The sequence below is a fragment of the Mycobacterium farcinogenes genome, assembly GCF_019739075.1.
Classification (GTDB): Bacteria; Actinomycetota; Actinomycetes; order Mycobacteriales; family Mycobacteriaceae; genus Mycobacterium; species Mycobacterium senegalense.
On record NZ_CP081673.1, the window covers coordinates 970,296 to 990,118 of the forward strand.

General features: G+C 68.4%; 23 protein-coding genes. 16 read left to right on the forward strand and 7 right to left on the reverse strand.

Annotation, left to right across the window (positions count from 1 at the left end; translation table 11 throughout):
* Window positions 1-287 precede the first annotated feature (287 nt).
* Complete coding sequence (locus K6L26_RS04470) at window positions 288-617, forward strand: WhiB family transcriptional regulator (RefSeq protein WP_019347376.1); 330 nt, start codon at window positions 288-290, stop codon at window positions 615-617.
* Here the strand turns inward: K6L26_RS04470 and K6L26_RS04475 are convergent.
* Together K6L26_RS04475 and K6L26_RS04480 are read right to left on the reverse strand one after the other, a co-directional pair.
* Window positions 614-1,747, reverse strand: coding sequence for an ATPase BagB (locus K6L26_RS04475; RefSeq protein ID WP_076214737.1), 1,134 nt, complete (start codon window positions 1,745-1,747; stop codon window positions 614-616). The two genes, K6L26_RS04470 and K6L26_RS04475, sit on opposite strands and share 4 nt — an antisense overlap.
* A complete protein-coding gene (locus K6L26_RS04480) occupies window positions 1,747-2,778 on the reverse strand; it encodes an ATPase BagA (protein WP_174551640.1) in 1,032 nt (343 codons plus the stop codon). Before K6L26_RS04480 ends, K6L26_RS04475 begins: the two co-directional genes overlap by 1 nt.
* Before the next feature lie 70 nt (window positions 2,779-2,848).
* Between K6L26_RS04480 and K6L26_RS04485 the strand changes: the two genes are divergently transcribed.
* The 3 genes from K6L26_RS04485 to K6L26_RS04495 are packed head-to-tail and all read left to right on the forward strand — an operon-like array spanning window position 2,849 to window position 4,259.
* Entirely contained in the window at window positions 2,849-3,010 is a 162-nt protein-coding gene (locus tag K6L26_RS04485) for a Sp36 family protein (protein WP_003883810.1), read from the forward strand.
* Complete coding sequence (locus K6L26_RS04490) at window positions 3,007-3,462, forward strand: RidA family protein (protein WP_064898528.1); 456 nt, start codon at window positions 3,007-3,009, stop codon at window positions 3,460-3,462. The genes K6L26_RS04485 and K6L26_RS04490 overlap by 4 nt, the downstream gene beginning before the upstream one ends.
* Window positions 3,459-4,259, forward strand: coding sequence for an MBL fold metallo-hydrolase (locus tag K6L26_RS04495; RefSeq protein WP_036391341.1), 801 nt, complete (start codon window positions 3,459-3,461; stop codon window positions 4,257-4,259). Before K6L26_RS04490 ends, K6L26_RS04495 begins: the two co-directional genes overlap by 4 nt.
* A gap of 69 nt (window positions 4,260-4,328) precedes the next feature.
* On the opposite strand, the gene crp is transcribed toward K6L26_RS04495, so the two are convergent.
* Window positions 4,329-5,003, reverse strand: coding sequence for a cAMP-activated global transcriptional regulator CRP (crp, locus tag K6L26_RS04500; RefSeq protein ID WP_003883807.1), 675 nt, complete (start codon window positions 5,001-5,003; stop codon window positions 4,329-4,331).
* A 412-nt stretch (window positions 5,004-5,415) separates the two neighbouring features.
* Between crp and nth the strand changes: the two genes are divergently transcribed.
* From nth to marP, 4 genes are read left to right on the forward strand one after another with little or no spacing between them, the layout of a single operon-like run.
* Window positions 5,416-6,189 carry an endonuclease III gene (gene nth, locus K6L26_RS04505; RefSeq protein ID WP_221852782.1) on the forward strand — a complete coding sequence of 258 codons (774 nt, stop codon included), beginning with the start codon at window positions 5,416-5,418 and terminating at the stop codon, window positions 6,187-6,189.
* Window positions 6,190-6,191: 2 nt separating this feature from the next.
* The gene (locus tag K6L26_RS04510; RefSeq protein ID WP_043370051.1) at window positions 6,192-6,836 is read left to right on the forward strand and encodes a TlpA family protein disulfide reductase; all 645 of its coding nucleotides are present in this window, start codon (window positions 6,192-6,194) and stop codon (window positions 6,834-6,836) included.
* An 11-nt stretch (window positions 6,837-6,847) separates the two neighbouring features.
* A complete protein-coding gene (locus K6L26_RS04515; RefSeq protein WP_019347384.1) occupies window positions 6,848-7,624 on the forward strand; it encodes an NUDIX hydrolase in 777 nt (258 codons plus the stop codon).
* Between the two features lie 11 nt (window positions 7,625-7,635).
* On the forward strand, window positions 7,636-8,826 hold the full coding sequence (gene marP, locus K6L26_RS04520) for an acid resistance serine protease MarP (RefSeq protein WP_036391347.1): 1,191 nt from the start codon (window positions 7,636-7,638) through the stop codon (window positions 8,824-8,826).
* A gap of 4 nt (window positions 8,827-8,830) precedes the next feature.
* On the opposite strand, the gene K6L26_RS04525 is transcribed toward marP, so the two are convergent.
* Both K6L26_RS04525 and K6L26_RS04530 read right to left on the reverse strand, forming a co-directional pair.
* Window positions 8,831-9,781 (reverse strand): alpha/beta fold hydrolase, encoded by a 951-nt coding sequence (locus tag K6L26_RS04525; RefSeq protein ID WP_064898554.1) that lies wholly within the window; start codon window positions 9,779-9,781, stop codon window positions 8,831-8,833.
* Window positions 9,781-10,287 carry a phage holin family protein gene (locus K6L26_RS04530; RefSeq protein ID WP_043370053.1) on the reverse strand — a complete coding sequence of 169 codons (507 nt, stop codon included), beginning with the start codon at window positions 10,285-10,287 and terminating at the stop codon, window positions 9,781-9,783. Before K6L26_RS04530 ends, K6L26_RS04525 begins: the two co-directional genes overlap by 1 nt.
* A 114-nt stretch (window positions 10,288-10,401) precedes the next feature.
* On the opposite strand from K6L26_RS04530, the gene K6L26_RS04535 reads away from it, so the two are divergent.
* Window positions 10,402-11,097: a S1 family peptidase gene (locus K6L26_RS04535; RefSeq protein WP_047036296.1), complete on the forward strand. Its 696-nt coding sequence runs from the start codon at window positions 10,402-10,404 to the stop codon at window positions 11,095-11,097.
* A gap of 11 nt (window positions 11,098-11,108) precedes the next feature.
* On the opposite strand, the gene acs is transcribed toward K6L26_RS04535, so the two are convergent.
* A complete protein-coding gene (gene acs / locus K6L26_RS04540; RefSeq protein ID WP_221852783.1) occupies window positions 11,109-13,070 on the reverse strand; it encodes an acetate--CoA ligase in 1,962 nt (653 codons plus the stop codon).
* Window positions 13,071-13,197: 127 nt separating this feature from the next.
* On the opposite strand from acs, the gene K6L26_RS04545 reads away from it, so the two are divergent.
* Window positions 13,198-13,941 (forward strand): Fic family protein, encoded by a 744-nt coding sequence (locus K6L26_RS04545; RefSeq protein WP_019347390.1) that lies wholly within the window; start codon window positions 13,198-13,200, stop codon window positions 13,939-13,941.
* A gap of 428 nt (window positions 13,942-14,369) precedes the next feature.
* On the opposite strand, the gene K6L26_RS04550 is transcribed toward K6L26_RS04545, so the two are convergent.
* On the reverse strand, window positions 14,370-15,239 hold the full coding sequence (locus K6L26_RS04550) for an HAD-IB family hydrolase (protein ID WP_221852784.1): 870 nt from the start codon (window positions 15,237-15,239) through the stop codon (window positions 14,370-14,372).
* A gap of 412 nt (window positions 15,240-15,651) precedes the next feature.
* On the opposite strand from K6L26_RS04550, the gene ssd reads away from it, so the two are divergent.
* From ssd to K6L26_RS31640, 6 genes are read left to right on the forward strand one after another with little or no spacing between them, the layout of a single operon-like run.
* Window positions 15,652-16,737 (forward strand): septum site-determining protein Ssd, encoded by a 1,086-nt coding sequence (gene ssd, locus K6L26_RS04555; RefSeq protein WP_076214751.1) that lies wholly within the window; start codon window positions 15,652-15,654, stop codon window positions 16,735-16,737.
* Window positions 16,734-17,894, forward strand: coding sequence for a TadA family conjugal transfer-associated ATPase (locus tag K6L26_RS04560; RefSeq protein ID WP_221852785.1), 1,161 nt, complete (start codon window positions 16,734-16,736; stop codon window positions 17,892-17,894). The genes ssd and K6L26_RS04560 overlap by 4 nt, the downstream gene beginning before the upstream one ends.
* Complete coding sequence (locus tag K6L26_RS04565; RefSeq protein WP_221852786.1) at window positions 17,891-18,676, forward strand: type II secretion system F family protein; 786 nt, start codon at window positions 17,891-17,893, stop codon at window positions 18,674-18,676. The genes K6L26_RS04560 and K6L26_RS04565 overlap by 4 nt, the downstream gene beginning before the upstream one ends.
* Window positions 18,673-19,263, forward strand: coding sequence for a type II secretion system F family protein (locus tag K6L26_RS04570; protein WP_221852787.1), 591 nt, complete (start codon window positions 18,673-18,675; stop codon window positions 19,261-19,263). Before K6L26_RS04565 ends, K6L26_RS04570 begins: the two co-directional genes overlap by 4 nt.
* A gap of 27 nt (window positions 19,264-19,290) precedes the next feature.
* Entirely contained in the window at window positions 19,291-19,494 is a 204-nt protein-coding gene (locus tag K6L26_RS04575; RefSeq protein WP_076214760.1) for a DUF4244 domain-containing protein, read from the forward strand.
* Between the two features lie 50 nt (window positions 19,495-19,544).
* On the forward strand, window positions 19,545-19,817 hold the full coding sequence (locus K6L26_RS31640) for a TadE family type IV pilus minor pilin (RefSeq protein ID WP_036391359.1): 273 nt from the start codon (window positions 19,545-19,547) through the stop codon (window positions 19,815-19,817).
* Window positions 19,818-19,823: the final 6 nt, after the last annotated feature.

Genomic DNA, 19,823 nt, shown 5'->3' on the forward strand with positions numbered 1-19,823 from the left:
GAGCGGGGCTCACCGGCCCATCCCGCTTGCCTGCAGAAATACCGCGGCGCGCCCAGGTACCGCCCAGACGGCACGGCCGTCCCAAAAAAGTGGTTCGCAAACTGTTGCGTTAATACCCTCTGACCACCTAGCTTGGACACACAGTGCGATCCAGGTAACACAGGCTGGCGCAATGTGGCGTAGATCGCAACGGCGTTCTACACCGGAAGGTTCAACGCCCGCCATCTGGGGAGATGGCTGGAACGAAGGGATCGCTGGTGTCAGGTACAAGAACTGTCGCAGACAAGATGAACGCTTCCGCCCCAGCCACCAACCTGGTCCATCGAGGCGAGGGCGAAGCCCGGATCGCTTGGGTTTCCCAGGCGCGCTGCCGCCAAGCGGATCCGGACGAGTTGTTCGTCCGCGGCGCTGCGCAACGCAAGGCCGCGGTGATCTGCAGGCACTGCCCGGTGATCCTCGAATGCGGCGCCGACGCCCTCGACAACCGCGTCGAGTTCGGGGTGTGGGGCGGGATGACCGAGCGTCAGCGCCGCGCGCTGCTCAAGCAGCATCCAGAGGTCATCTCGTGGGCTGAGTTCTTCGCCGCCCAGCGCAAGCACCATCGCAGCGCCGTCTAGGCGGCGCCGGCTGCTTCCCTCGTGATCTGATCGGCGATCGCGCGCAGCGCTTCCAGATCCGACACGTCGAACGGCAGTGACGGAACCCCGACGATCGCCACGTGCGGGTTGGCGCCCGTGAACCGGGACAGTAGCCGTACCTCGCGCTTGGCGGTTTGTGCCCGGTCGGCGTGGATACGCAGCACGGCGGCGGCCAACGACTCCGGATCCTCGGCTGCCAGCTCGTCGGCGGCTTCGGTGGCCTTCTCGGCATGCAGATCGCACAGCGTGGGATGGGTGCGGTTGAGGATCAGCCCGGCCAGCGGCATGTGCTCATTCGAGAGCCGGTCGACGAAGAACGAAGCCTCACGCAAGGCGTCGGGCTCGGCTGCCGAAACCACCACGAACTGGGTGCCGCGCCGCTTGAGCAATTCGTAGGTGCGATCGGCCTTCTCGCGGAACCCGCCGAACGTGGCATCCAGTGATTGCACGAAACCTGCTGCGTCGGAAAGCATTTGCGAGCCCAGCACGGTGGACAGGGCCTTCATCGCCAGTCCGACCGCGCCCGTGACCAGCCGCCCGATGCCGCGGCCCGGCGCCAGCAGCATGCGCCACAGCCGGCTGTCCATGAAGCTGCCCAATCGTTTTGGCGCGTCGAGGAAGTCCAGCGCGTTGCGCGACGGCGGGGTGTCCACCACCACCAGATCCCAGCGGTCCTCGGCCAGCAGCTGGCCGAGTTTCTCCATCGCCATGTACTCCTGCGTGCCCGCCAGTGACGTCGCCACCGTTTGGTAGAACTGGTTCTCCAGGATGGCGTCGGCGCGGTCTTCCCCGGAGTACTGCACCACCATCTCGTCGAACGTGCGGCGCATGTCCAGCATCATCGCGTGCAGCTCACCGGTGACCTCGGGTGCCAGCGGAACCCGTTGTGGTGTGTTACCCAGGTCCTTGATGCCCAGCGCCTGGGCCAGCCGCTTGGCCGGGTCGATGGTGAGCACGACGACCGTGCGGCCGTATTCGGCGGCCCGCAGCGCCATCGCGGCCGCGGTGGTGGTCTTGCCGACTCCGCCTGCGCCGCAACAGACTACGACGCGGTTGGCGGTGTCGGACAGGATCGCGTGCATGTCCAGGGTGGGCGGTTTGGCACTCACTATCGGACCCCCTGCTGTTCGAGTGCTTCGGCAAGTTCATACAAGCTGCCCAGGTCGACACCGTCGGCCAGCGCCGGCAACTCGAGGCGTGGGACGTCGATGGCGTCGAGCAGTTCGGCACTCTCGGCGCGGGCCGCGATCCGGGTGGCGTGCTGGATCGACTCGGTCAGTAGACCAGCGAAGTCGTTGTCCGACAACGTGATTCCGGCTTTGGTGAGGCCGGCACGGACGGCGTCGGCGTCGATGTCGCCCTCGGCGGCCTTGGACAGATCCTCGGCGGGCAGATAGGCCGGGATGTTGCGGTTGACGATGACGCTGCCGATCGGCAGCCCCATCTCGGTGAGCTCGTCGATCGCCTCCAGCGTCTCCTGGATCGGCAGCGCTTCCAGCAGCGTCACCAGGTGAATGGCGGTCTGCTCGGAGTGCAGCAGCTTGACCACACCGTCGGCCTGCGAGTGCACCGGACCGCCCTTGGCCAGGTCGGAGACCGCCTTGGTGACATCCAGAAAGCGCGGAATGCGGCCTGTGGGAGGCGAATCCACCACCACGGCGTCGTAGACACCGCGCTTGCCCTTGGCGTCCTTCTTCTCGCGGGTGACGATCTCTTTGATCTTGCCGGTGAGCAACACGTCACGCAGGCCGGGGGCAATGGTGGTGGCGAATTCGATGGCGCCGATGCGGCGCATGGCCCGCCCGGCGATGCCGAGGTTGTAGAACATGTCGAGGTATTCCAGGAACGCGGCTTCGATGTCGATCGCGAGCGCGTTGACCTGCCCGCCGCCGTCGGCGGTGGCGACCTTGACTTCCTCGTACGGCAGCGGCGGCACGTCGAACAGCTGGGCGATGCCCTGGCGCTCCTCCACCTCGACCAGCAGCACCTTGCGGCCGCCCGCGGCCAAGGCCAGGGCCAGCGCTGCGGCGACGGTGGACTTGCCGGTGCCGCCCTTTCCAGAAACGAAGTGCAGCTTGGCCTTGGTCAGCCGCGACGGCCAGCCGACATGTTTGGCGCCGCTCTCAGTGGTTGCCACCAGTGCATGCTAACCAAGCCTGAGCGTCCGACCGATAAGCTCGGGCCATGAGCGAAGGAACGAGGTGGGCGGCGTGAGCGAAGCGACCAAATGGGAGTACGCCACGGTGCCGTTGCTGACCCACGCCACCAAACAGATTCTCGACCAGTGGGGGCACGACGGCTGGGAGCTCGTCTCCGTGCTTCCGGGGCCGACCGGCGAGCAGCACGTCGCCTACCTGAAGCGGCCGAAATGACCGTAAGCGCACGCCTGGCCGAACTCGGCATCGAACTGCCCGACGTGGTCGCGCCGCTGGCCGCCTACGTGCCCGCGGTCCGGACCGGCAACCTGGTCTACACCGCTGGTCAACTGCCGATCCAGGGTGGCGAGCTGCAGGCCACGGGCAAGGTGGGCGCCGAGATCAGCCCGGAACAGGGCAAGGAGCTTGCCCGGATCTGCGCTCTGAACGCGCTGGCCGCGGTGCACGCGCTGGTGGGCATCGACTCCGTCGTCAAAGTGGTGAAGGTGGTCGGTTTCGTCGCCTCCGCCGCCGGATTCAGCGGGCAACCCGGCGTCGTCAACGGCGCCTCGGAATTGTTCGGTGAGGTCTTCGGTGAGGCGGGTGCACACGCGCGTTCGGCCGTCGGCGTGTCGGAACTGCCGCGCAATGCGCCGGTCGAAGTCGAGATCATCGTCGAGGTTTCGTGACTTCTGGGGCGAGCCTGCAGCACCCGGCGTACGGGCAGCTGCGGCCCGTCGTCGAAACCGACACGGTGTCGGCCTCGGTGCTGCTGTGTGACAACCCGGGTCTGATGACGCTTGAGGGCACCAACACCTGGATCCTGCGCGGCCCGGGCAGCGACGAGATCGTCGTCGTGGACCCGGGACCCGACGACGAGGCGCACATCGCCCGCATCGCCGAGCTGGGCACCGTGGCGCTGGTCTTGATCAGCCACAAGCACGAAGACCACACCGGCGGAATCGACAAGCTCGTCGACCTGACGGGCGCCACCGTCCGTTCGGTCGGCAGCGGCTTCCTGCGCGGCCTCGGCGGCCCGTTGACCGATGGTGAGGTGATCGACGCCGCCGGTCTGCGGATCAAGGTGATGGCCACTCCGGGGCATACCGTGGATTCGCTGTCGTTCGTGCTCGACGAGGCGGTACTGACCGCAGACACCGTGCTGGGCCGAGGTACCACCGTCATCGACACCGAGGACGGCAGCTTGAGCGACTACCTGGATTCTCTGCGCCGGCTACAGGGCCTCGGCCACCGCGTGGTGCTTCCCGGCCACGGGCCGGATCTTCCCGATCTCCCCGCGGTGACCGCGATGTATCTGGCCCACCGCGAGGAGCGGCTGGACCAGGTGCGGGCCGCGCTGGCCGAACTCGGGGAAGACGCCGGGGCACGGCAGGTCGTCGAGCATGTCTACACCGACGTCGACGAGAAACTCTGGGATGCCGCCGAGAAGAGCGTTCAAGCCCAGCTGGACTACCTGCGCGCCTGAGCCGCGAACAGACAGAAAACCGCCCCTTTTCAGCGGAAAAGGGGCGGTTCTGTGTCTGCTGGGCGGAAGCTAGCGGGCTCGGCGCGCCAGCCGCTCGCTGTCGCTGATGAGTACGCTCTTGCCCTCAAGCCGGATCCAGCCGCGGTGGGCGAAATCGGCCAGTGCCTTGTTGACGGTCTCGCGCGATGCGCCGACCAGCTGGGCGATCTCTTCCTGCGTGAGGTCGTGCGTGACGCGCAGCGCCCCGCCTTCCTGGGTGCCGAACCGCTGGGCCAGCTGCAGCAGCTGCTTGGCCACCCGGCCGGGAACGTCGGTGAAGATCAGGTCGGCCAAGTTGTTGTTGGTGCGCCGCAGACGGCGGGCGAGCACGCGCAGCAGCTGCTCGGCGATCTCCGGACGGTCGGCGATCCACGCACGCAGCGCGTCACGGTCCATCGACACCGCGCGCACCTCGGTGATGGTGGTGGCGCTCGAGGTCCGGGGACCCGGGTCGAAGATCGACAGCTCGCCGAACATGTCCGACGGACCCATGATGGTCAGCAGGTTCTCGCGGCCGTCAGGCGAACGGCGGCCGATCTTCACCTTGCCGGAAATGATGATGTACAGGCGGTCGCCGGGCTCGCCTTCGGCGAAGACCGTATGCCCGCGCGGGAAGTCGACGGGCTGCAACTGCTTCGTCAGCGCCGAAACTGCGGTCGGTTCGACGCCCTGGAAGATTCCGGCCCTGGCCAGGATCTCGTCCACGTTGCCCCTTAAGCTATTGGGTGATGTTGTCCTCTTACTGATACTTCCTGCTCAGTCTAGAGGTACGCGGTTTCGCGACTAGCTCACGCTACACACGATTGACAGGTCGAGACGCCCGAAACCCGGTATTTATGGCCTGCGGTTCGTAGTACCGCGTCGGCAAACGCTCACTATCGAGGTCGATCGTCATCGGCTTGACCCTCGGAGTGAGAGGCGCCGGGGCGGGCTCACGGGCCAAACCTGATTCGAGCCGCTCGAGCCCGAACGCCGCCAGCATGAGCAACCCCGGGATGAGTGCTACCAGCAACCACGACACAACGCAGTAGTTAACACGGCGCAGGTCTCAGTGGGGTCACGAATCGTCACCGGTCCGCGCAGGAGATTGTCTGTCGAGGTCAGTACGCTGATTGTCGTGACTGAGGCTGCCGCCCCTACCGGGAGAACGCGCCGGTCCAAGAAGTGGGATTCCGAAACCCACGTGGGCCTGGTGCGTCGGGCTCGACGGATGAATCGTGAACTGGCCCGGGCCTTCCCACATGTCTACTGCGAGCTCGACTTCACCAACCCACTGGAGCTCACGGTCGCGACCATATTGTCGGCGCAGAGCACCGACAAGCGGGTGAACCTGACGACGCCCGCCCTGTTTCTCAAATACCGCACCGCGCTGGACTACGCGCAGGCCGATCGCACCGAAATGGAGGAGCTGATCCGGCCGACCGGGTTCTACCGGAACAAGACCAACTCGCTGATCCGGCTGGGCCAGGAATTGGTGGCCCGGTTCGACGGCGAAGTGCCCGACAACCTCGATGACCTGGTGACGCTGCCCGGGGTGGGGCGCAAGACCGCCAACGTCATCCTCGGCAATGCCTTCGACATCCCGGGAATCACCGTCGACACGCACTTCGGGCGGCTGGTGCGGCGCTGGCGGTGGACGGCCGAGGAGGATCCGGTCAAGGTCGAGTTCGCCATCGGTGAGCTGATCGAGCGCAAGGAATGGACGCTGCTCAGCCACCGCGTGATCTTCCACGGCCGCCGGGTCTGTCATGCCCGCAAACCTGCCTGCGGGGTGTGTGTGCTGGCCAAGGACTGCCCCTCCTTCGGGCTTGGTCCCACCGACCCGGAGACCGCTGCCGCGCTGGTCAAAGGCCCCGAAACCGAGCATCTGCTGGCGCTGGCCGGTCTGTGAAGGTGAGTGTCTCGGCCCGCTGGACCGTGGTGGTCCTGGTGATCCTGGTGGCGCTGGGCACCGCGTTCTGGATGGAGCTGCGCGACGAGCCGGAGCCGCAGGCCGGGCCGGGTCGGTCCACCTCGCGCGATCACCGCGACGCCGACACCCCCGAGGCCCTGGCCGGCCCCCGGCAGCGCGCGGATCTACCGCCGTGCCCGACAGGGAAAGGCCCGGGACCGGACGCGTTGCGCGGCATCACCCTGGACTGCGCGGGCGACGGAAAACCCGTCGACGTGGCATCCGCGCTCGCCGGCCGGACCGTGGTGCTCAACCTCTGGGCGTACTGGTGCGGGCCGTGTGCCGACGAGCTGCCGGCGATGGCCGAGTACCAACGCCGGGTCGGTGACGACGTGCTGGTGGTGACCGTGCACCAGGACGAGAACGAGACGGCGGCGCTGGTGCGGCTGGCCGAACTCGGGGTGCGGCTGCCGACCCTGCAGGACGGTCGTCGGCTGGTCGCAGCCGCGCTCAAGGTGCCCAACGTCATGCCTGCGACGGTGGTCCTGCGCTCGGACGGTAGCGTGGCCGGGACCCTGCCTCGCTCGTTCGTCAGCGCCGACGAGATCGCGGCGGCGGTCGACGAGAAGATCCGCTCTAGCCGATAGGAGCACCCGGGGTGAGATCGACGCGCGACGGGCTGTTCCCGGATGCCGCCCCGGCCTGGCTCAAGCCACTGGTGGACAACCTCCACCGGGTTCCGGATGCCTATCGCCGACGGGTGCCCCCAGAGGTGTTGGCGGGCATCGTCGAAGCCAACAATCAGGCCGCGCTCGCCGGTGCCCGGCGCGACGCCGCAGTCCTGGTGCTGTTCTCGGGCCCGCCCGAGGGTGCGCCCGAGGCTCTTCCCGAGGACGCCGACCTGCTGGTGACGGTCCGCGCCTCGTCTCTGCGCCACCATGCCGGTCAGGCCGCGTTTCCCGGCGGCGCCACCGATCCCGGTGACGAGGGGCCGGTCGGAACCGCCTTTCGTGAGGCGTGGGAGGAAACCGGTATCGACACCAGCCGGCTGTACCCGCTGGCCACCATGGAAAAGATGTTCATCCCGCCCTCGGGCTTCCACGTCGTCCCAGTGCTGGCATATTCGCCCGACCCGGGCCCGGTGGCCGTCGTCAACGAATCCGAGACCGCCGTCGTCGCACGAGTCCCGGTGCGGGCCTTCATCAACCCGGAGAACCGGCTCATGGTGTACCGCGAGGCCAACACCAGCCGCTTCGCCGGACCGGCCTTCCTGCTCAATCAGATGCTGGTGTGGGGTTTCACCGGTCAGGTGATCTCGGCGATCCTCGACGTCGCGGGCTGGGCCAAGCCGTGGAACACCGAGGACGTCCGCGGACTCGATGACGCAATGGCCCTCGTCGGGCATGACAACGGTTACGGTGAAGCCCCATGTTGAAGTGGATATAGATGACACCCTCGGTCTGGCTCGATTTCGCAATCCTCGGCATCGGCTTCGTCGCAGCCATCTCAGGCTGGCGCTCCGGCGCGCTCGGCTCCCTGCTGTCGTTCATCGGTGTGGTGCTCGGCGCCGTAGCCGGTGTGTTGTTGGCGCCGCACGTGATCCCGCACATCAGCGGCGACCGCACCAAGCTGTTCGCGACGCTGTTCTTGATCCTCGCGCTCGTGGTGATCGGCGAGATCGCCGGTGTGGTGCTGGGCCGTGCCGTGCGCGGCACCATCCGCAACAGGCTGTTCCGCGCCCTGGACTCGGTGGTCGGCGTCAGCCTGATGCTCGTCGCGGTCCTCGTCGCGTCCTGGTTGCTGGGTAGCCTGCTGACGTCGTCTGATCAGCCGAACTTGGCTGCGGCAGTGAAGAATTCACGCGTACTCTCCGAAGTCGACAAGGTGGCGCCGAACTGGATGCGCTCGGTGCCCAACCGGTTGTCGGCGCTGCTGGACACCTCGGGGCTGCCCGATGTGCTGGAACCGTTCGGGCGGACCCCGATCGTCAACGTCGACGCCCCCGACGCCTCGCTGGCTACCGATCCGGTGGTGACGACCAGCCGGCCCAGCGTGGTCAAGATCCGCGGCGTCGCGCCGAGCTGCCAGAAGGTGTTGGAGGGCAGCGGGTTCGTGGTGGCGCCCAACCGCGTGATGTCCAATGCCCACGTGGTGGCCGGAGCCGACAGCGTGACCATCGAAGCCGACGGCAAGACCTACGACGCGGGTGTGGTGTCGTACGACCCGAACGCCGACATCTCGATCCTCGACGTCCCGGACCTGCCGATCACCCCGTTGCAGTTCGCCGAACAACCGGCCCCGAAGGGCACCGACGCGGTGGTGATGGGCTACCCGGGCGGCGGCGACTTCCTGGCCACCCCGGCGCGCGTGCGTGAGATCATCGAGCTCAACGGGCCCGACATCTACCGGACCACCACCGTCACCCGCGAGGTCTACACGGTGAGGGGCACGGTGCGGCAAGGAAATTCCGGTGGGCCGATGATCAACCGGGCCGGCAAGGTGCTCGGCGTGGTCTTCGGTGCCGCAGTCGACGACGCCGACACCGGGTTCGTGCTGACCGCCAAGGAAGTCGAGCACCAGCTGGCCAAGGTGGGCAACACCCAGCGGGTGGCGACCGGGACCTGCATCAACTCCTGATCGGCTAGGCGTGCAGCTGGTCCAGGAACCGGCTCAGCTGTTCGTTGACCGCCTCGGGTTGTTCTTCGTGGCCGAAATGACCTGCGCCCGTGATCGATACGTAGCGGCCGTGCGGCGCGTAACGTTGGGTACGGTGCACCGGATCGGCCAGGACGTAAGGGTCGGCGTCCCCACGCATATGCAGCACCGGCACGTTGATCGGACGCTTCATCGAGCGCATGAACCGCAGGCCCTCGCTGCGTAGTTGGCTGCGTACCGCCCACCGCTGGTATTCGAGGGCGCAGTGCGCGGCTCCCGGAATCTGGATGGCCTGACGCAGGTGGGCCATGGTGTCGGAGAAGTCTTGGCTGGTCTGCCATTTGGACCCGGCCCGGCTCCGGATCAGGCGTTCCAACTCCGCGCCGTCGTGGCGGGTGAGCGTGCGCTCGGGCCAGACGGGCAACTGATAGCGCAGCATCGACGGCAACAGGGCCCGGCCCTGGTCACGGCGCGTCAAGGTGGAGGTCCGCAGTGCGACCGGGTGCGGTGAGCTGACGAGGGCGATCGCGTTGACCGCACGCGGGTGCAGCACCGCCGTCGCCCAGCACACCAGGCCGCCGTCGGCATGGCCGACCAGCGTCGCGGTCTTGTGGCCCAGCGCCCGTACCAGCCCGGCGGTGTCCCCGGCCAGAGTCCAGCCGTCATAACCGCGCGGGGGTTTGTCGCTGTCTCCATAACCGCGCAGATCGACCGCCACGACCCGGGCACCGGTCAGCGCGGTGAGCTGATGACGCCACGACCACCAGAAGGAGCCGAACCCGTGCAGCAGGATCACCAGCGGGCGGTCCGCTACGGTGCGTTCGCCGTCGGTCACATGGTCGGCCTCCACCACATGAAAGCGGATGCCGTTGGCATGCACCTGCAGATGCCGCCACGGCCCCTCGATCCTGGTGATCGACGGGTCGGGTGGGGGCATTACCAGCCTGACGGGTCGGTGGCCGGCCGGACCGGGACAGCGGGCAGGGTGCCCTTGTCGTGGCCGGGCGTCAGCGCCTCGCGGGTCTCCTTGACCGATTCGATGGTCTGCTGTGGACCCTTGATGCGTCGCACCTTCAGGAAGCCGAAGACCGCCAGCGCCCCGGTGGTCAGCACCATGAGACCGAACACGATCAGGAAGGCCACCCAGCGCCACAGCCAGGTGTCGAGCAGCTCGGCCAGGAAGAAGAAGAAAAAGAAGGTCGAATAGAACAGGACCACCAGCGCGGCGATGAAGAACACGCTGCCGGTCAGGCCCTTCTTCACATCCCGGGTGATCTCGGCCTTGGCCAGCTCCACCTCGGCCCGCAACAACGTGGACACCTGCGCGGTGGCGTCCTTGACCAGGTCACCGATCGAAGGGTCCGGCTTGGGGGCATGCGGGTCGACGAGCGGAATCGAGGTCACCGTCGTCGGAACGCCGTCCCTGCGGTCGCCTGTGCTCATGGCGTTCATGTTGCCATGCGGCGAACCCGTTAACGATCCCGGCCGACAACCTCGCCTTAGTAGACTGACCGCAATCTTGACTTGCGCGGGTCGGGCGCGTCGATTGGAGGACACTTGACGAGCAGACACCGCTGGCAGTTGCTCATTGGTGCACCGATCATCGCTCTCGTCGCGATCCTCAGCCCGGCGCGGGCGCATGCCGCGCCGCCGGTGGTGCTGGGTGGCGGCTCGGGCATCGTGGTCAACGGCGAGTCCCTCTGCACCCTCACCGCGATCGGGCACGACAACGCCGGGCGCCTGATCGGATTCACCTCGGCACACTGCGGTGGACCGGGGGCCGTGGTTTCGGCTGAAGGCGCGAACGGCGCCGGGGTGCTCGGGAAGATGGTCGCCGGTAACGACCTGCTCGATTACGCGGTGATCGAATTCGACCCCGCGAAGGTCACTCCGACCAACAACGTCAACGGTTTTCAGATCGACGGTCTCGGGCCGGACCCGGCTTTCGGCGAGATCGCCTGCAAACTCGGTCGCACCACGGGTTATTCGTGCGGCGTGACGTGGGGTCCCGGACAAGACCCGGGCACCATCGTCAACCAGGTGTGCGGTCAGCCCGGGGACTCGGGCGCACCCGTCACGGTCAACAACAGGCTGGTCGGCATGATCCACGGTGCCTACTCCGAGGAACTGCCCACGTGCGTGGTGAAATTCGTGCCCCTGCACACGCCGGCGGTGACGATGTCGTTCAACACGCAGCTGGCCGACATCACCGCCAAGAACCGACCGGGAACGGGTTTCGTCCCGGTCGGTTAGGCGGCCTCGTACTACTTGCTGGCGCGGATCGCCTCGAAGACGCTGGGGTCGACCAGGGTCGAGGTGTCGCCGAGTTCGCGGCCCTCGGCCACGTCGCGCAGCAGCCGGCGCATGATCTTGCCGCTGCGGGTCTTGGGCAGCTCGGGTACCACGTGGATCTCGCGCGGCTTGGCGATCGGGGAGATCTCGGTGGCCACCTGAGCCCGCAGCTCCTCGACCATGGTGTCGGCCCCGCCGTGCGCGGACGCTTTGAGGATCACGAACGCGCAGATCGCCTGACCCGTGGTGTCGTCGCTGGCGCCGACCACCGCCGCCTCGGCCACCCCGGAGTGCCCGACCAGGGCCGATTCCACCTCGGCGGTCGAGATGCGGTGCCCGGAGATGTTCATGACGTCGTCGATGCGGCCCAGCACCCAGATGTTGCCGTCCGAGTCGTAGCGGGCGCCGTCACCGGCGAAGTACCAGCCCTGCTCGGCGAACCGCGACCAGTAGGTGTCCTTGAACCGCTGCGGGTCGCCCCAGATGCCGCGCAGCATCGACGGCCAAGGCTGGTCGAGCACCAGGTAACCGGTGACGTGCTCGGCCTCGTCGGCACCGGGCACCAGCTCGTTGCCTTCGTCGTCGACGATCTTGGCCGAGATGCCGGGCAGCGGGGTCATCGCCGAGCCGGGTTTGGCCGCGGTGACACCGGGCAGCGGCGAGATCATGATCGCCCCGGTCTCGGTCTGCCACCAGGTGTCGACGATCGGAGTCTTGCCCGCGCCGACGGCCTCCCGGTACCAGCGCCAGGCCTCGGGGTTGATCGGCTCGCCCACCGAACCCAGCAGCCGCAGGCTCGACAGGTCGTGCGCGGCCGGGATCTGGCGGCCCAGCTTCATGAAGGTTCGGATCAGCGTGGGGGCGGTGTAATAGATTGTGACGCCGTACTTTTCGATGATCTCGAAGTGGCGGTGCTCGGTCGGGGAGGTGGGGGTGCCCTCGTAGACCACCTGGGTGGCGCCGTTGGCCAGCGGGCCGTAGGTGATGTAGGTGTGCCCGGTGACCCAGCCGATGTCGGCGGTGCACCAGTACACGTCGGTCTCGGGCTTGAGATCGAAGACGTTGTAGTGGGTGTAGGCCGCCTGGGTGAGGTAGCCGCCCGAGGTGTGCACGATGCCCTTGGGCTTACCGGTGGTACCGGAGGTGTAGAGCAAGAACAGCGGCTGCTCGGAGTCGAACGCTTCCGGGGTGTGCTCGATGGAGGCGACATCGACGGTCTCGTGCCACCACAGATCGCGGCCGTCGGTCCAGTTCACGTCGATTCCGGTGCGGCGGACCACCAGCACGTGTTCGACCGACGGTTGGTCGGCGACGGCTTCGTCGACCGCGTCCTTGAGTGAGGCGGCCTTGCCGCGCCGGTACTGGCCGTCGGTGGTGATGACGAGCTTGGCCTCGGCGTCCTCGACGCGCGCCCGCAGCGCCGACGCGGAGAATCCGGCGAAGACAACGCTGTGCATGGCACCCAGTCGCGCGCACGCCAGCATCGCCACGATGGCCTCGGGCACCATCGGCATGTAGATGGCCACGCGGTCGCCTGCGGTCAGCCCGAGTGCGGCCAGCGCGTTGGCGGCCTTGCTCACCTCGTCCTTGAGCTGGGCATAGGTGATGTCGCGGGCGTCACCGACCGGCTCGCCCTCCCAGTGGATCGCGACCCGGTCGCCGTTGCCCGCCTCGACGTGCCGATCGACACAGTTGTAGGCGACGTTGAGCTTGCCGCCGACGAACCATTTGGCGAACGGTGCCTGCGACCAGTCGAGCACGTCGGTGAACGGGGTCTGCCAGCTGAGGCGGTTGGCCTGGGCGGCCCAGAACCCCAGCCGGTCCTTCTCGGCCTCGGCGTACAACTCGCCCGTCGCGTTGGCGTTGGCCGCGAAATCGGCAGGCGGCGGATAGGCTGACGGAACTTCAGTAGGCGTCGCTGGCGCGTTTGACATGGGTGTGAGCCTAGTCACCAAAGGTTGCAGCGGCGTTGGGAGCTCACAAGACGGTTGCCGGGCGGCGCGCCTTCTGCGCCCAACGGTCGGCGAAATGACGTTCAGCGGTCGGCTAGCGTTTCTGGGTATGACGACCGATCCACTCGCACCCCTGGTCGATCTGCCGGGTGTTTCCGCGGCCAGCGACGAGGCGCGGGATGCCCTGGGCCGGGCGCACCGACACAAGTTCAACTTGCGCGGCTGGCCGCAGACGGCGGCCGAAGCCGCATTGCGCGCAGCGCGGGCCTCGGCGGTACTCGACGGCGGGGCCGTCCAGTTGTCTGCCGACGGCGAACCCGACCCGGTCACCGCGGGCGCCATCCGGGTCGCCGAGGCGCTCGAAGGCGGCGCCACCGCGGTGGTCAGCGTGTGGCAGCGGGCGCCGATGCAGGCCCTGGCCCGGCTGCACGCGCTGGCCGCCGCCGATCTCACCGATGACGAGCATCTGGGCCGGCCACGCACCGACCCCGACGTCGGCCGTCGGCTTGAGCTGCTGACCGAGATCCTGGCCGGCGGCTCCAAGGTCCCCGCCCCCGTACTGGCCGCCGTCGCGCACGGCGAACTACTCAGCCTGGCTCCGTTCGGCACCGCCGACGGCGTCGTGGCCCGCGCGGTTTCGCGTCTGGTGACGATCGCCAGCGGCCTCGACCCGCACGGTCTCGGCGTCCCCGAGGTGCATTGGATGCGAAAGTCGGGGGAGTACCGGGCTGCCGCACGAGGATTCGCCTCGGGCACCCCCGACGGGCTGACCGCGTGGCTGCTGCTCAGCAGTGAAGGCCTCAAGGGCGGCGCGCGTGAAGCCCTGCAGATCGCCCAGTCGGCGGCCGGCTGACGCGCGGGGTCGGGGGACTGTCAGCAAACGAAAGCGGGCGACGGTCCGAAACGATGTTTCGGCTCGCCGCCCGCTAGCACGGATACCGGTTACCAAGCGTGCCAGATGGGTTGCGTGGGTGGCCTCGGCGTCCTTGCAATGCGCTTCGGCTGCAACCCCACCCAAAGGGCCGTCGTAGCCGTCCGCTCTTCGCAATCACGCAGGCCCGCAACACTTTTGCCTATTCCGCGGCATGTGCTCCGCGTGGGTACCGGGACCCGTGCTGGGGAGCCTGGTTCGGGAGATTTAGCCTTCTCTTCCGGCTAAGCCTTGGCCTCATCCAAGCTTCCGTGGTTCCTTTGTACTACGTGACCACGGTCACAGCAAGGGTGAAATGCACCCGACTTCTGATCGTTACGCCGAGGTGTCCAGCTACTACGCGCGGTAGGTCAGGACGTGAAGCGACGAAGCAGTGAATAGGTCAGTGCGCCGGCCGCCAGGGCGCTGATTCCGACGGCCGCGGTGGTCGCCACCGCTGCCCCCGACGGCGCCGGAATCCGGTCGCGCAGCGATACCGGCCTGGTGAAGGTCAGCACGGGCCAGCCGCGGGACGCCGCTTCCTTGCGAAGCCCGCGATCAGGATTCACCGCGGCGGGGTGCCCCACGGCTTCGAGCATCGGGATGTCGGTGATCGAGTCCGAGTAGGCGTAGCAGTGGTCCAGCGCATAGCCCTCGCGGGCGGCCAGGGCACGGATCGCCTCGACCTTGCCCTCGCCATAGCAGTAGAAGGCGATGTCGCCCGTGTAGCGGCCCTCTTCGACCACCATCCGGGTGGCCATGGCGTGGGTGGCCCCCAGGGCCCGGGCGATCGGCGCCACGATCTCCTCACCCGAGGCCGACACCACCACGACGTCGCGGCCGCACAGCTTGTGGTCGGCGATCAGCTCGGCGGCCTCGGCGAACACCAGCGGGTCGACGATGTCGTGCAAGGTCTCGCCCACGATCGACTTGACCTGTTCGACATCCCAACCGGTGCACATGTTCGTGATGTAGCTGCGCATCCGGTCCATCTGGTCGTGGTCGGCGCCCGACATCAGGAACAGAAACTGGGCATACGTCGATTTGAGGACGGTCCGCCGGTTCAGCAGTCCCTGATCGAAGAAGGGTTTGCTGAAAGCAAGGGTGCTCGACTTGGCGATGACGGTCTTGTCGAGGTCGAAGAACGCCGCGGTACGCACCGGCTGACCGCCCTGCGGCCCGGATTGCTGCGCGATCAACTCCCCGGCAGCCTGATCGGATGCGGTCACAAGCGTCAGCATAGAGGCAGCTGCGCCGCATTATTCGAGCGCCAGCGCAAAATGGCAGTTCAAGACGCGTTCGTCCGGGCGTGAGTCCCGGCGCCGCTGCCGGTAGCCCGCACAGGTGTCTCTTGCGTGTTTTGGCAGTTCCGTGTGTATAGTGAGCATTACTCGGCTTATGCCGAGGGTGTATCAGCCCGACCCCCCGGGGCTGATACACGACGACCTCCGCCTCCTCCCCCCCTGGCGGGGGTCGTCCCTTTTCTGGGGAAAGAATCTTCGGCGGCCGGGCCGCATTGGTTGCGGAACCGTATTTTCAGGCCATCGCGACGGTACGTTCGCGGACCACGGCGTTCATCCACAGGCCGGACTTCATCCACAATCCGCGAATTGGTGATGGTGCCGACCCGGCGGTTGCCCGCAGGGTGGGCATATGGCCGTTGCGAACCTCTCGACCGCTCCGCGCGGAGCCGTGCTGGCCCTCATCGGCGACCCACTGCTGCGTGACGACGTGGCGCGGGTGGCTGCCGCCGCCGGTGTCGGGCTCGTCGTCATCGACGACCCCGCTGGGCGGAAGGCATGGGTCGCGGCATCTGCGGTGCTGCTCGATGCTGCGGCCGCCCGACGCTGCGCGGCCCGGACGCTGCCGCGGCGCGCGCGGGTGATCCTTGTCGGTCGCGACGACCCCCGGCCCGACGATTGGCAGGCCGCGATTTGCGTCGGCGCGCAGCACGTCGTCACGCTGCCCGCGCAGGACGCCGATCTCGTGGCGGCCCTGTCCGAAGCCGCCTGGCACGACGATGCCGGTCGCGGTCCCGTGGTGGCGGTGGTGGGGGCCCGCGGGGGAGCGGGCGCGTCGGTGTTCGCGGTGGCGCTCGCCCAATCGACCTCGACCGCGCTGTTGGTCGAGGCGGATCCGTGGAGTGGCGGGATCGACCTGGTGGCGGGCAGTGAGGACCTGGCCGGCTTGCGCTGGCCGGATCTGGCGCTGCAGGGCGGCCGGTTGGGTTATCCGGCGCTGCGCGACGCGCTGCCTCGCCGGGACGGGGTCAGCGTGCTGTCCAGCGGGCGTTCGGGCAGCGATATCGAGGCGGAGCCGTTGGGTGCGGTGATCGAGGCCGGGTGCCGTGGGGGTGTCACCGTCGTGTGCGACGTGCCGCGTCGCGCCACCGCCGCGGCCGAAACCGCTTTGGATGCAGCCGATCTGGTCGTCTTGGTGACCCCCGCAGATGTGCGGTCGTGTGCCGCGGCGGCAGCCGCGCGGCCGTGGGTGCTGGCCTGTAATCCGAACGCCGGTGTCGTCGTGCGGGGCCCGGCGCCCGGTGGGCTGCGAGCAGCGGAGGTGGCCCGCATCGTGGACCTGCCCCTGCTGGCCGCGATGCGACCGCAGCCCGGCATCGCCGAAGTGTTGGAGCGCGGAGGGTTACGAGTGCGGCCCCGGTCGCCGTTGGGTTCGGCGGCGCGGCGGGTGCTGTCGGTGCTGGCCGCTCATCCGGCACAGGACGCGGGGGCCGCATGAGCGCATCGCTGATCGACCGGGTTCGCGAGCGCCTGGTGGCCGAGGCATCCCCGCTGAGTCCCGGTGTGGTGGCCGCGGCAATCCGCGCGGAGTCGGGCGGCCTGCTCGGCGACACCGAGGTACTGAGCAATCTGCGGCTGCTGGAGACCGAACTGACCGGCGCCGGGATCCTGGAGCCACTGCTGTGCGCGCCGACCACCACCGACGTTCTCGTTACCGCCCCCGATGCGGTGTGGGTGGACGACGGCAGCGGATTGCACCGCAGCACAGTGTGTTTCCCCGACGAAGGCGCGGTCCGCCGGCTGGCTCAGCGGTTGGCGCTGTTGGCGGGGCGACGGCTGGACGAGGCGCAGCCATGGGTGGATGGCCAGCTCACCGGCATCGGGCCGTGCGCCGTGCGACTGCACGCGGTACTGCCGCCGATCGCTGCCGCGGGTACCTGCCTGTCCCTGCGGGTGCTGCGCCCGGCGACCCAGAATCTCGAGGCCCTCACCCGCTCCGGGGCCATCCCGCCGGCAGCCGCCGACCTCGTGCACGCGATCATCCGCGCCCGGCTGGCGTTTCTGATCTCGGGCGGCACGGGTTGCGGGAAGACCACGCTGCTGGCCGCCGCGCTGGGCGCCGTCCCGGAACAGGAACGCATCGTGTGCGTCGAGGATGCCGCCGAACTGGCGCCGTCGCACCCACATCTGGTCAAGCTGGTCGCCCGGGGCGCCAACGTCGAAGGCGTCGGTGAGGTGACCGTGCGCGATCTGGTCCGCCAGGCGTTGCGGATGCGTCCAGACCGGATCGTCGTGGGCGAGGTGCGTGGGGCCGAGGTGGTGGATCTGCTGGCCGCACTCAACACCGGCCACGACGGCGGGGCAGGCACCGTGCACGCCAACAGCCCGGCCGAGGTGCCGGCCCGGTTGGAGGCACTCGGCGCGCTCGGCGGACTGGACCGCGCCGCGCTGGTCAGCCAACTGGCCGCGGCCGTACAGGTGTTGTTGCACGTGGGGCGTGACGGCGCCGGCCAACGCAGGCTCTCCGAGATCGCCGTGCTGCGACGGGCCGCGCGTGGCGAACTGGAGGTGGTGACGGCCTGGCATGCCGATACCGGAACGGGTTGTGGCGCAGACGCTCTCGATGCGCTTGTCGAGGGACGCGGGTCGTCGTGACGGTGAGCGCTCTGGCGCTGGCAGCGGCACTGGTGCTGTGGCCGGCCGCACCCAGGCGGACGGCCGCGTTGCGGCGGGTGGATTCACCTGTCCGGCGGCGGGCCCGCGCCGCGCCGATCGTGGCGGTTGTCGGGGTCGTGCTGGCCTGGTTGGCGCCGCCGCCGGTCGTGCTGGCCGCGGCGTTGGTGGCCGGCACCGTGGCGAGCCGCCGTCGGCGTCGTGCGGTCGGGCGGCAGCGACAGCAGCAATCCGCGGCACTGCAGGCCGCGCTGGACGTGTTGGTCGGCGAGCTGCGTACCGGGGTGCACCCGGTCACTGCTTTCGCCACTGCCGCCGGTGAGGTGTCCGGCCCGGTGTGCGACGGCATGAGCGCGGTGGCGGCCCGCGCCCGCTTGGGGGCCGATGTGGCGGCCGGGTTGGACGACATCGCGGAATCCTCGCAGTTGCCCATGCACTGGGAACGGCTCGCTGCCTGCTGGCGCTTGGCGCACGCGCATGGACTCTCGATCGCCACCCTGATGCGCACCGCGCAGCGCGACATCGTTGAACGCGAACGCTTTTCCGCACACGTCGAAGCGGCGATGGCGGGCCCGCGGGCAACGGCGGCGGTGCTCGCCGGGCTGCCGGTGGCCGGAATAGCGCTGGGGCAGTTGATCGGTGCGCGGCCCCTGGCGTTCCTCTTCAACGCGGGCATCGGAGGCTGGCTGTTGGTAGTCGGAGTCGCGCTGGCCTGCACCGGCCTCTTGTGGTCAGACCGGATCACCGAGCGGGCGCTGAAATGAGCTGGGTAGCGTTACTTCTCGCCGCCGCGCTCTTGGTCGGAGGGGATCCGGCCCTGGTACGCAACCGTGCCGCGCCGACGCCGCGGCGGCGCGCCGACCCGCTGCGGGTGCCGGCCGACGGGCCGCTCGCCGCCGCTTCGACGTTCGATCTGTTCGCCGCATGCCTGGCCGCCGGCCTGGCGGTGTCGACCGCAGCGGCAGCCGTCACGCCGTCGGCCCCGGCGCCGCTGGCGACGGTGCTGCGGCGGGCGGCCGAACTGTTGGCGCTCGGGGCTGATCCGGCGCGGGCCTGGGCCGGCAGCGCCGACGGGAATGCACTTGTGGCCCAGGACAAGAACGCCGATGCACTGTTACGCCTGGCCCGGCGATCCGCCGCCTCCGGTAGCGCCCTGGCTGACGCCGTGGCAGAGCTGGCAGTCCAGACGCGACACGAGGCCGCCACGTCGGCCGACGCGGTCGCAGAACGCGCCTCGGTTCTGGTCGCCGGTCCGCTTGGGCTGTGCTACCTGCCGGCATTTCTGTGTCTGGGTGTCATACCTGTGGTCGTCGGTCTGGCCGGCGACGTGCTGGGCTCAGGACTGTTGTGAACACACATCGCAAAGAGGGGAAAAATCATGGCAGTAAACAGGTTTCAGCGGGCCAATACCAGGGTGGCGCTGTTGATGCTCGACGAATCGGGGATGAGCACCGTCGAATACGCTATCGGCACTATTGCCGCCGCGGCGTTCGGGGCGATCCTGTACACCGTGGTCACGGGGGACTCGATCGTCAGTGCCCTGACGAACATCATCAGCCGGGCGTTGAACACCAACGTCTAGATGACCGGGGTGCGCTCACCGTCGAGGCAGCGTTCGCGCTCGCGTCGCTGGTGGCGGTTCTGGTGTTGTGCGTCGGCGGCCTCAGCGCGGTGGGCATGCAGATTCGTTGCATCGACGCGGCACGTGAAGCCGCCCGGCTGGCCGCGCGTGGGGACGGTGAAGCGGCCATCGCCAGTGCTCGCCGGGTGGCGCCATCGGGTGCGGTGGTACACGTCGGCCAAGACGGCGGTTTGGTGGTGGCCCGGGTCAGCGCGGCCACGGTCTTTCCGGGCCTCACGCTGTCCGCCGAAGCGGCAGCGGTGCCCGAACCCGGCGTCGGATGAGCGGGG